Below are 11,948 nucleotides of genomic sequence, written 5' to 3' on the forward strand. Positions count from 1 at the left end.
TAGATAATTTGATTATTATTGATAGTGGCATTATTTCCTGCGGTGGTGAAATTATCTACAGTAATAATATTGAGAGATTCTCCTGTGTCGTTTGCTAAGACATCTATAGTTATGGGAGTATTTGCTGTAGTAGAAGCTGTGTCATTTTCAGCTATGGGAACTACTTGGTTGGGTGTGACTGTAATGGTAACTGTAGCGCTAGAGTTAGGAGTATTATTATTGCCATCTGAAATTTCGTAAGTAAAAGTATCTGTCCCACTGAACTCTGGTAATGGGGTATAGATAATTTGATTATTATTGATAGTGGCATTATTTCCTGCGGTGGTGAAATTATCTACAGTAATAATATTGAGAGATTCTCCTGTGTCGTTTGCTAAGACATCTATAGTTATGGGAGTATTTGCTGTAGTAGAAGCTGTGTCATTTTCAGCTATGGGAACTACTTGGTTGGGTGTGACTGTAATGGTAACTGTAGCGCTAGAGTTAGGAGTATTATTATTGCCATCTGAAATTTCGTAAGTAAAAGTATCTGTCCCACTGAACTCTGGTAATGGGGTATAGATAATTTGATTATTATTGATAGTGGCATTATTTCCTGCGGTGGTGAAATTATCTACAGTAATAATATTGAGAGACTCTCCTGTGTCGTTTGCTAAGACATCTATAGTTATGGGAGGGTTGCCTTGGGTTGTAGTAGCAGTATCAGGGTTAGCTATAGGAGGGGGTGAAACTTCATCCTCAAGAATTTCTAAAATAGCAGTAGCAGGTTGACCAATAGTTGCCTCACCAGTAATATTACTCAAACTCAAATTAACAGTTCTATTTCCCTCAATTATAGAATCATCAATAATTGGAATACTGACAGTTTGTTGTGTTTCTCCATCTGCAAAGAAAATATTGTTAGAAATAGGGTTGCCATAATCAATATCTTGAATAGCTGTACCATTGGCAAGGTTGAGAGTAGCACTCACTACTCCATCACTCCCATCTGTACGAATTATTGTGACTGTTGCAGTAGGAGTATTTTCCGCAACGCTAAAGATGGGTTCGCTAAATTGGAGAATTCCTGGGTCTGATACATCGTAGGCAAAGTTAATATTACTAACACTTTCACCAGCAGGAATAGTTACAGGAAATGGAAACTCTTGCAGAGGTAGGTCGGGAGAACGAACTGCTGTGAGAGTATATTCAATATTTGGTAATAAATTAGAGAAATTGTAAATACCTGATGAGTCAGTAACAGTTGTTTGTTGGATCGGAATATCGTTCTCAATTCCACTGATAGTTACAGTGACATTATTTAGTCCAGTTTCCCCAGGGTCGATAATCTCATTATTATTGAGGTCGTCGAATATTGTGCCACTGATACTACCTGGAGGGAGGGGGTCAACTGCCACAGTTACCGTTGCAGGTTCGGAAATATTTCCTTCGGGGTCAATAATAGTGTAGGTAAATGTATCTTCACCGATCGCTTCTGGTAATGGCGTGTAGGTAATTGTACCATTGTTGTTATTAGCGATCGCTCCATTGCTTGGGTCGGTCGTTGCCAAAATCTCTACCGGACTGTCTTGGGGGTCAGTGTCATTTTCGAGAACATTAATAGTTACAGGGTTACCTTGAGTTGTCGTGGCAGTATCAGAGTTAGCTATTGGACGCTGTTCTCCTGGTGATATAACATTAATAGTAACGGTGGCGATGTCTGTATTATTATTACCGTCGCTAATCGTATAGGTAAATGTGTCTTCACCTATGAACCCATTGGGAGGAAAGTATAATAAGGAGGGATTTTCATTTTCATCGGTGCTGAGAGTAACTGTACCACCTGCTGTAGAAGTTGCATCAAAATCAATAATATCGATCTGGTCGAGTTCGGGGTCTGTATCGTTATCTAGGACATCTATATTTACCTGGTTATTAACTGTAGTGAAAGCTGTATCATCTATAGCGTCTGGAGCTAAATTTTCAATGTCGCTATCAATAATATTGACAGGGAGTATATTGTTACTGGGAATGTCATCTATCGTAAATGGTACATTCGCGCCATTATAGTTTTCGTCATTACTGCTAATAGTATGGGTAATATTGCTAATATCAGGACTTTCTATTTCATCATCTACTGCTGTAACAGTAACGGTTTGAGGAGTTAAGTCATTAAATGTGAGGTTAATTGTATTGCTTAGTGTTTCATCAACATCACTGAGAACTGTCTGACCATCCGAAGCAATTGTAATATTAACTGGAGCAGTAGGAATACTATTAAGAGCAATTTCATAAGTGTCACTCGTAGTTCCTTCCTCTGCGACATCAGTACTGCCACCTGTTTGAGTAATAGAAATTCCGGCAATGTTAGTAGTGTTACCGAAATTAATATTGGTGAAATTTTCCCCAGCAGCAGTAATAGTAATTGGTGTTTCTGGAGCAAGAGTCGGTCTGAAATTTTCTGGTACAACTTCCCGAACGTTATATGAACCAGAGTTTAAGTTACTGAAACTATAATTCCCGGTATCATTTGTAATTTCAGATGGTTCCTCTGGATCGAATTGTTGGTTTTCATTGAGGTCTAGGTAAATTGTTACACCCGCTAACCCTGGTTCCCCTGCATCAAAAAAACCATCACTGTCAAGGTCGTTGAATTTTATCCCACTGATGCTACCTACAAGTGTTATTTGAGATGTTTCAACTGCACCAATATCTGCAATAGCATTACCATCTCCATCTCCATCAATAGGTCGTTGAATTCCTCTCTGATCCAGATTAAAAGTATTGCCCAGAGCAATATCAATAGCAGGACTACCTGGAATTAAGTTATGGGTTTCCGTCGGACCACCATTATTTTGTAGAGCAGTTTCTAGTACCGACTCAATGGGAACATCTATAACATTCTCAATGCCCAAAAAACTTCCTGATACATTATTGCTATTATTCCCCACAATAATACTTTGCTCAATTCGAGTAGCACCACCTGCTATAAACACACCACCTCCGTCAATAGCTGTATTTAAAACAATTGTGTTGCTAGCAATATCGCTAATTGATGCCGGAGTATTTATATATATTCCTCCACCTAAACCAATACTTGTATTGCCAGAAATTGTACTATTATTAATTGTCAGTTCGCCATCAGCACCACCTTGACTAGATATAGCACCACCATTACCACTACTGTTATTACCAGATACGGTGCTATTGTTGACTGTGAGTACACCGTCCCTGTTAGAAATGCCACCACCATTAAATCCTTGACTATTCCTGATGGTACTATTATTTACCGTGACAATACCACCAATATTTCTGATACCTCCTCCTTCTTCCTCGCCAAAAACAAATCCATCAGCGATCGCTAAATCATTAATAGTAACTGTTGACTCTTGAATATCAAAAATACGACTGGCATTATTACCGCTAATCGTCAGATTATTTGCTCCTAGACCATTAATAATAATATTGCTAGTAATATCTAGTTCAACATTTGACAGAGTAATTGTTTGACCGGATAAACTAGACTCGAATTCAATTGTATTTTCACCAGGGAAAGCATTAGCTTCTTCAATTGCTGCTCTCAATGTAACTATATTATCTCCAAGAGCAGTTTCAACTATTCCATTTCCGGGAATAAGGTCTCCTGCATCCCTCGTATCATTAACGATGAAGGAACTGACCTCAATATTTGCAATATTAAAATTTGGAAAATTTGTAGATGCAATATCAACCGTAATAGTAGGAATTGGAGCAGCTTGAATAAAACCAGTAGGTGGAATATCTCGAATATTATATGTATCTGGTAATAGACTAATATTATTAAAGGAATAGAAACCAAAAGCATCTGTTACTGCTGTCGGTTCATCGTTGTCGGGAAAATTATTATTATTGATGTCAATATAGACAGTAACCCCTGGCAAACTCGGTTCGCCAATATCTAAGCTACCATCATTATCGAGGTCGTTAAATTTTGTACCGCTAATATTGACCAATAGTTCTGTTTCTATCTGAGATGCTTCAAACGCACCGACATCAACAACTGCTATACCATCTCCATCACCATCAAGAGTCCGGGGAAAACCATTACCACGTTGGTCAAATTGTACCCCAGGCAGAATATTAGCATTATTTTCCCCATCAATGGCAGGGTTATTAATATCCTGAATTAAAGCATGAGTTAACGTCAAACCACCATTATTTACTAAATTTGGATCGAGTACAGAACTCACTGGAACCTGCAAGACTTCACTAGGAGCAAAACCGCTACTGCCAAGAATATCCCCAACTAGGTTAGAATCATTGCTATTAAAAACTCCTACTAAAGTGTCGTTGAAATTCTCTGAAACATCAGACAGAATAATTGTTGATGAAGCATCAAAATTTCCAGCAATAATACTGTTGCTAACATTAGCAGTCCCACCATTAGCAATTCCACCACCATTCCCAATGTTGTCACCATCGTTGTCAGCAATATTTTGAGTAATAGTACTGTTAGTAATTGTGGCAGTAGCTCCAATAAAATTAATGCCATCATAGAAAGTATTACGACCATTATTATAAATACCGCCACCATTCACATTTGTACTGTTACCAGAAATAGTACTGTTAGTCACTGTAACTGTACTATCATTAGCAATACCACCACCACTAGCATTTGTACTGTTGCCAGAAATAGTACTGTTAGTCACTGTAACTGTACTATCATTAGCAATACCACCACCAAAACGACTAGCAACATTTTCAGAAATACTGCTATTAGTAACTGTAGCTGTACCATTATTATAAATACCGCCACCATCAAAACCCGAAGTATTTCCAGAAATAGTACTGTCAGTCACTGTAACTGTACCATCGTTATCAATACCACCACCACTTAGTTCAGCATTTGTAGCTATGTTATTGCTGATGGTAGTGTTATTTACTTCTAGGACACCTGTGTTAACTAAAATAGAGTTACCATAAGCATCAGGAGCGAAAGTATTATTATTAATGATGCCAGCTCCAAAACTAGCAGTGTTATTATAAATGAGACTATTACCGATCGTTAAAGTCCCACCTCTAGTATAGACACCTCCTCCTGAAATAGCTGTATTACCTGTGACTGTACTATTTGCTAATGTCACATTCCCTTCAATATTTCTGATACCTCCTCCCTGTTCATTACTAACTACTCCATCAGTAATAGTTAGACCACTAATAGTAACTGTTGGCGATACAATATTTAATTGCAAGGCATTCAAAATCGGAGCATCAATTATTGGTGGTGGGGGTGCTTGAATATTGAAAACGCGACTAGCATTGTTACCGCTAATAGTAAGATTATTTGCCCCTAACCCATTAATAATAATATCGCTAGTAATATCTAATTGAGTATTTAGAGTAATTGTTTGACCAAATAGTATATTCGGGTCGAAGTCTATTGTATTCTCACCCGGCAAGAAGTTTGCTTGTTCGATAGCAGACCTGAGCGTAACTACACCCGTTGCTGTTAGGGGAACTCCATCATTTAAGTTGGCATCTCCTTCATCCCCTATGCTGTTAACAATAAAAGCATCAACAGTCTCCTGTTGGAAATTTCCGAAATTGATATTGGAAATATTTTGGTCTGCTACTACTGTAACAATGGGGTCTGGTGTAGTTTGAGTGAAACCTGTTTGTTGTACTTCCCTAACTGTGTAATTTCCTGCTGGGATATTGTTAATGGTGTAAGTGCCGTCTGTATTAGTTATAGCGTTTGGTTCGTCTAACTCAAAAGTATTATTATTATTCTGGTCTAGGTAAATTCTGAATCCTGGCAAACCTAATTCTTCTGGGTCTTGAAACCCACTTTGGTTATCATCTTGGAATTTCACCCCACTGATACTGCCTAACTCTGGTGACTGAAAATTTCCCAAATTGATATTGGAAATATTTTGGTCTGCTACTACTGTAACAATGGGGTCTGGTGTAGTTTGAGTGAAACCTGTTTGTTGTACTTCCCTAACTGTGTAATTTCCTGCTGGGATATTGTTAATAATATAACTGCCGTCTGTATTTGTTATGGCGTTTGGTTCGTCTAACTCAAAGGTATTATTATTCTGGTCTAGGTAAATTCTGAATCCTGACAAACCTAATTCTTCTGGGTCTTGAAACCCACTTTGGTTATCATCTTGGAATTTCACCCCACTGATACTGCCTAACTCTGGTGACTGAAAATTTCCCAAATTGATATTGGAAATATTTTGGTCTGCTACTACTGTAACAATAGGGTCTGGTGTAGTTTGAGTGAAACCTGTTTGTTGTACTTCCCTAACTGTGTAATTTCCTGCTGGGATATTGTTAATGGTGTAAGTGCCGTCTGTATTTGTTATAGCAAAGGGTTCATCTGCATCTAAGGTATTACTGTTGTCAAAATCGACATAAATAGTAAATCCTTCTAATGGAGGTTCACCTGGGTCGAAGAAACCATCACCATTAAGGTCGTTGAATTTTGTACCACTAATACTCCCACTCTGGGCAATAGTAGCAATATTAGCAATATCTATATTTGTAAAAGTTGTAGATCCAGAGTTAACCGTAATAGTAGGAGCTGCAACAGTTTGAGTTAAACCAACAGGTGGAATATCTCTAATACTATATGTACCAGGGTCTAAGCTGATATTTTCAAACAAGTATGACCCTTCACTATTTGTTACTACTCTAGGTTCATCGTTGTCTAAAACTTGATTATTATTAATATCGACGTAGATAGTAACTCCTGCCAAACCTGGTTCGATAAAGTCTAAAACACCATTGTTGTTGATATCGTTGAATTTTGTACCACTAATTTGCAGGTTTGTAGGTGCTTGGGGACCAGTGACTTGTAGGCTAAAAATTTGCGTATCTGTAGTGTCACTGGGGTCAGTAACTGTAAGTTCAATATTGCTGTTACCTATGTCTTGGTCTGTAGGTGTACCTGTTAATGTAGCTGTACCGTTTCCGTTATCGGTAAATTGTAACCAACCAGGTATGTTACTGGAGTTAATATCTATCCGGTCTTCGTCTATATCATTGGCAGTAATTTGGTAAGTGTATAGTTGACCTACTGTAGCTGTTGTTGGCGCTCCACTTGTAAATACTGGGTTGTCGTTAACTGGAATGACATTGATGTTAAGGGTGTATGTTTCTTGACTGTTGAGTCCACCACTATCACCGATCTGGAATTCTAAGTTGGTGTAATTATTGCCGAACTCGTTATGGTTGGGGATGTAGAAAATGTTTTCAAGAACACCCTCGTCTGTGAATGTTTCCTGTCGTCCTAATTCTGGAGTTCTGGTTATGTTGAAGTTGCTGAAAAAGTCACCATCTTCATCTCGAAAGTTGAAAATTGATGTATTAAATTGAAAGGTAGTATCTTCTTCTATTGTAATCTCAGCATCTGCTGCAGTTGGGGGTGTATCTGTACTTCTTTCCCCGACATTAATATTAATTGTGTATTCTAAACTATCAGCTTGACCGTCATTAACTGTAAATGTGAATTCATCGATGTTATTGCCTGCAGGAGTTGGTTCTATACTATATACCAGTTGGTCGATGTCACTAACGGGGATGGGGTTAGTGACTGGTTCATCGTTGAGAGTAAGACTGCCTAAAGTTGGTTCTTGGGCGATCGTAATACTTGCTAGGTTGTCTCCATCTACATCTACGATAGGAAAGTTGCTTTCTTGGAATTGGAATTGTCCAGTGATATTTGCTTCAAAGCGAATATTATCATCTGCACTTACAGGAGGATCATTAACTGGGTTGACGTTGATAGTTATTGTCGCTTGGTTGCTATTTTCTGAACCATTGTTAAAAATAACTGGGAATGTGGTGTAGTTGTCGCCATTTTCGTGAATGTTTGGACGATAGCTGAGAGTTCCTACTTGGGTAGCGCTGATAGTTTGACCAGGGGTTAATGGTGAACCTGCCAATAATAGTTCCCCTCGTTCGGGTAAATTCACGATTTCGATTTCGGTTAGAGGGTCGCCATCGGAGTCTGTATAATCAAAATCAGTGATACTAAAGTTGTAGGTGGTATCTTCGTCTATGCGGATATTGCTATTATTAGCTGTTGGTGCGGTGTTGACAGGTTCAATTTGAGAAGCAAAGAGCAAATTTTCTGGCAAAACTCCTGGATAACTTACCAACACCTCTTCTCCAAACGCCAAATTATCCCCAACTTCCCCAACTTTAACCCCAAGTTCCCAACTACCACCTAATTCTGCATTACCCACAGGACTTACTGCACCAGCAACACCTACCCCACTCAACTCATGGAACCTTCCCACAAAAGCTTTCCCAATATCTCCCGCACCTACCTCGCAACCATACAACAATATTCCACCAGAACCTATGGTCTCACCCCACCTTTTCAACTCCGCCTCGTATTTGGTCAACGTCGAGATACTTAACTTAGTATTACCCAACTGCAAACTACCAGGAGAACCATGACAAACAATATGGAGACTATTAATTGGATAATCCAAAATAGCTCTAGTTATTTGCCTCACCTCATCTTCTTCCGAGTTCAGAATGGCAACTTTTGCTCCTGACAAAACCCCTGATGCTAACATTTGATAATTTTCTACCCTGGGGTCAATAATTACTGACATTCCCATACCAGGAGGCCAAATACTCACACAATGGCTATTATCTTTATCCCTTATGGATTTAATACCCAACCATCTGCACGGTGCAAATGTGGTTGGTGGGATGAGAATCCCCATTGACCCCGTTCTCCTGACTCCTGACTTCTGACTCCTGACTCCTTCTTCAATTGCCAACTTTTTACAGAAAATTTCATGGTTGTGATTTTGGTTTAAAAAGTTCATGGTAAATATTTGTGAATCTGTTTTTTTCTGAGGATTTTTCCTGATCAAGTAAAGATTCAGGAATTAGAATTTGGATAGTAAATTATGTATAACTTGTGTGTAAAAGACCGGGTTTAAAGGCTTCATCAAATAAATTAAATTGGCGATCTTCAAGACTAGGTTAGGAAGCTAATTCGCTACTAATTGTTATGGCCACAGCCTATTGACTCCGGTTTTTATACTGTTTAGTTTTTTTTATTTGTGAATTTAATCGTATATAAATAACTAACATAACGGCAATAAAGATAATATTAAATTTTATTTTCCGGAAGACAATAAAGAAGTTTTGTAAAGTTTTGATTGGTAATCTTCTGATGAAGTTATTTCTTAGACATAACTTATTCGATCTTTCACTGCACTTGAAGACAATATTTTACTTGTCTTAATAAATTAGTTGTTTGCTAGGTTGCTCGAAGAAGATATTAATGATATAAACGTCTTAAATTATTATGTACTGAAATCAAAGTACACCAAGTTAAATAAATATACCGATAAGATGAGGACGAAATAAAATGGGAAGTAAATTTTTATTATCTTTAATCTCAATATTTATTTTAGGAGTTCCTTTAACATGGGCAAAATCTGCAACTGGATTAACACAAATAAATTCTACAAAAGTTAAACCTCAAGATGAGTCTTTTCTCCATTTACTATCACCACCAATATTACAGAGCTTAAATAACTCCCATTCTGTTCCTTCAACAGTTAGAAAAAAAACCCTACAACTAGCACAAGCATCAGATGAATATGACGATCTTTCAGAACTAGACCAAGTAACCTCCGTATCCCAACTCTCAGATATCCAACCTACAGACTGGGCATTTCAAGCATTACAATCATTAGTAGAACGTTACGGTTGTATTTCAGGATATCCAGACGGCACTTACAAAGGCAACCGAGCTATGACCCGATACGAATTTGCTGCTGGGTTAAATGCCTGCTTAGATAGAATGACAGAATTAATTGGCCAGTCTACAGTAGACTTAGCGACTCGCGAGGATATAGCTGCCGTTCAACGTTTAGTCGAAGAATTTGCTCCAGAGTTAGCTACCCTCCGTGGTCGAATAGATGTACTTGAAGCTCGCACCGCAGAATTAGAAGCAAACAGGTTTAATGGCACTACAACAATATTTGGTGGAGAAGTAATATTTGGCTTAACCAACGGTTTTGGCGGTGAGGATGTAGTCAATGCTTTTGGTGGACGTGGAGACGGAGACAAAAACACAATTTTTAATTATTTAGTACGATTGCAAACAGCTACAACCTTTACAGGTAAAGACCGCCTACGAATAGAATTGGGTGCAGCAAATTTCAGTAGTCGTAGTTTTGCAGGTAGTCAGTCATTTAATACAGATATGGCAATTTTATCTTATCAAACAAATACAGATGATGAGTTTCAGATATTTAAGTTGGAATATCGTTTTCCCGCTTTTGGCGATCGCGTGGTCTTCACTTTCCGTCCTGTCAACTTCAGCTTAAATAGTGTCCTCACAGCTAACTCCCCTTATTTTGATGCAGGTCGTGGGTCTATTTCCCGCTTTACTGACTCTAGTCCCATATTTAAGATAGGTAGATTAGATTCTGGTTTAGGTTTTGACTGGTTAGTTACTGATAAAGTACGTTTGCAAGTTGCCTACGGTACGCGGGATAGCGAAAACCCTGGTAACGGTCCTACAGGCCAAGGTGGCATTACTGATGCTGGTCACAGTGCGATGGGAGTCCAATTTTTAACTGTTCCATTTGATAATGTATTGACTGGTGTGACTTATATTAATGCTTATTCAGAAGACGGTTTTCTAGATACCTTTACTGGTAGCTTAAATGCTGATACTTCTGGAGGGTTAAGTATACCTGCTAATATTAATGCCGTGGGTGGTACAGTGCAATGGCGAGTTTGGGAGAAAATAACTCTGGGTGCTTGGGGAGGATGGGTATTTACAAATTATATTAATTCTGATGCTCATGCTACTTCTAATACTTATTTATTTTCTGTTGGTATGTCTGACCCTTTTGGTCGTCAAGGAGATTTATTTGCCGTTTTATTTGGTAAACCATTAAAATTAGTTGATGGAGATAATGGCATTGAAGAAGATGAGGATACTTCTTATCATATAGAAACTTTTTATCGGTATAAAGTTAACGATTATATCACAATTACTCCCGGATTTTTTGTAGTGACTAATCCAGAACATAATGAAGATAATGAAACAATTGTAATTGGAGTTTTACGGACAACTTTCCGCTTTTGACCTTGAAGAAGGAAGAAGGAAGAAGGAAGAAAAAATGGATGGGGACTCAAACTTCAACCAATTGTCAACACTCTGTAAGACAGTGGGGTATTAAACCCAAAAGAAAAAGATAAGTAAAATTAACAAAAAAAATTTAGAATAACTATATTTATCTATGATTGAAGAAAGAAGAATAAAAAAGTGGATGGGGACTAAAATCTCAACCAATTTTCAACATCTTGTAGATGGCGGGATATTAAACCCAAAAGAAAAAGATAATATCAAAAATAATAGCTTTTTGATAGCAGTAAGAAACAGAGAACAAACAAGAGTAAAGGTGCAACAAAAAAGAACAAAATATTTGGGAATGAACGAAGACAGGAGTCATAATTCCCTTCTGCCTTCTGCCTCCTCCCCTCTGCCTTTCCTGATAAATTCAATTAATAAATTGATATGTTTCTTTCTTTCTTCTTCTTTTTCCCTTGGGTTAATATCTGTAGCTTACGCTCAAGAAGAAAATTCTAGGGAACCAGCAAAACGTAGAATAAGCGTACCGTTTTTTGAAGAAGAGAGAAAACTAGATTTCAGTGGCTTTTCTAATACTTTTTTAAATGATGCTCTGGGTGGTACAGGCGACCCAATGGGTGGCACCACTGCACCTGGTTCTGATTTTACCATGTCTCCAGATGTATCGGACTCGGAATTTTCCGACCCTTCTCGTGGAGTGGGAAACCCCTCTCGTGGTGGAATGATGAGAGGTTCTCAACCTGCTGCTGGTAGCTCTGGCGATCGCGTATCACCTACACCTATAACTCCTATTACTGGAGGTGGAGGTAGAGGTATTTTTCAACAGTTACCACCGAGGTAAAAG

At 38.2% G+C, this 11,948-nt stretch carries 4 protein-coding genes; 2 read left to right on the forward strand and 2 right to left on the reverse strand.

The window, feature by feature from the left end:
- Positions 1-8,618, reverse strand: an 8,618-nt coding sequence (locus F6K27_RS11065) for an Ig-like domain-containing protein (RefSeq protein WP_287300867.1), incomplete at its 3' end; no start/stop codon positions are given.
- Between the two features lie 23 nt (positions 8,619-8,641).
- Positions 8,642-8,782, reverse strand: coding sequence for a hypothetical protein (locus F6K27_RS11070; protein WP_287284046.1), 141 nt, complete (start codon positions 8,780-8,782; stop codon positions 8,642-8,644).
- Positions 8,783-9,361: 579 nt separating this feature from the next.
- Here F6K27_RS11070 and F6K27_RS11075 point away from each other — a divergent pair.
- Positions 9,362-11,098 carry an iron uptake porin gene (locus F6K27_RS11075; RefSeq protein ID WP_287276275.1) on the forward strand — a complete coding sequence of 579 codons (1,737 nt, stop codon included), beginning with the start codon at positions 9,362-9,364 and terminating at the stop codon, positions 11,096-11,098.
- A gap of 154 nt (positions 11,099-11,252) precedes the next feature.
- Positions 11,253-11,945, forward strand: coding sequence for a hypothetical protein (locus tag F6K27_RS11080; RefSeq protein ID WP_287276277.1), 693 nt, complete (start codon positions 11,253-11,255; stop codon positions 11,943-11,945).
- Positions 11,946-11,948: the final 3 nt, after the last annotated feature.

It is taken from the genome of Okeania sp. SIO2F5 (assembly GCF_010692685.1).
GTDB lineage: Bacteria > Cyanobacteriota > Cyanobacteriia > Cyanobacteriales > Microcoleaceae > Okeania > Okeania hirsuta.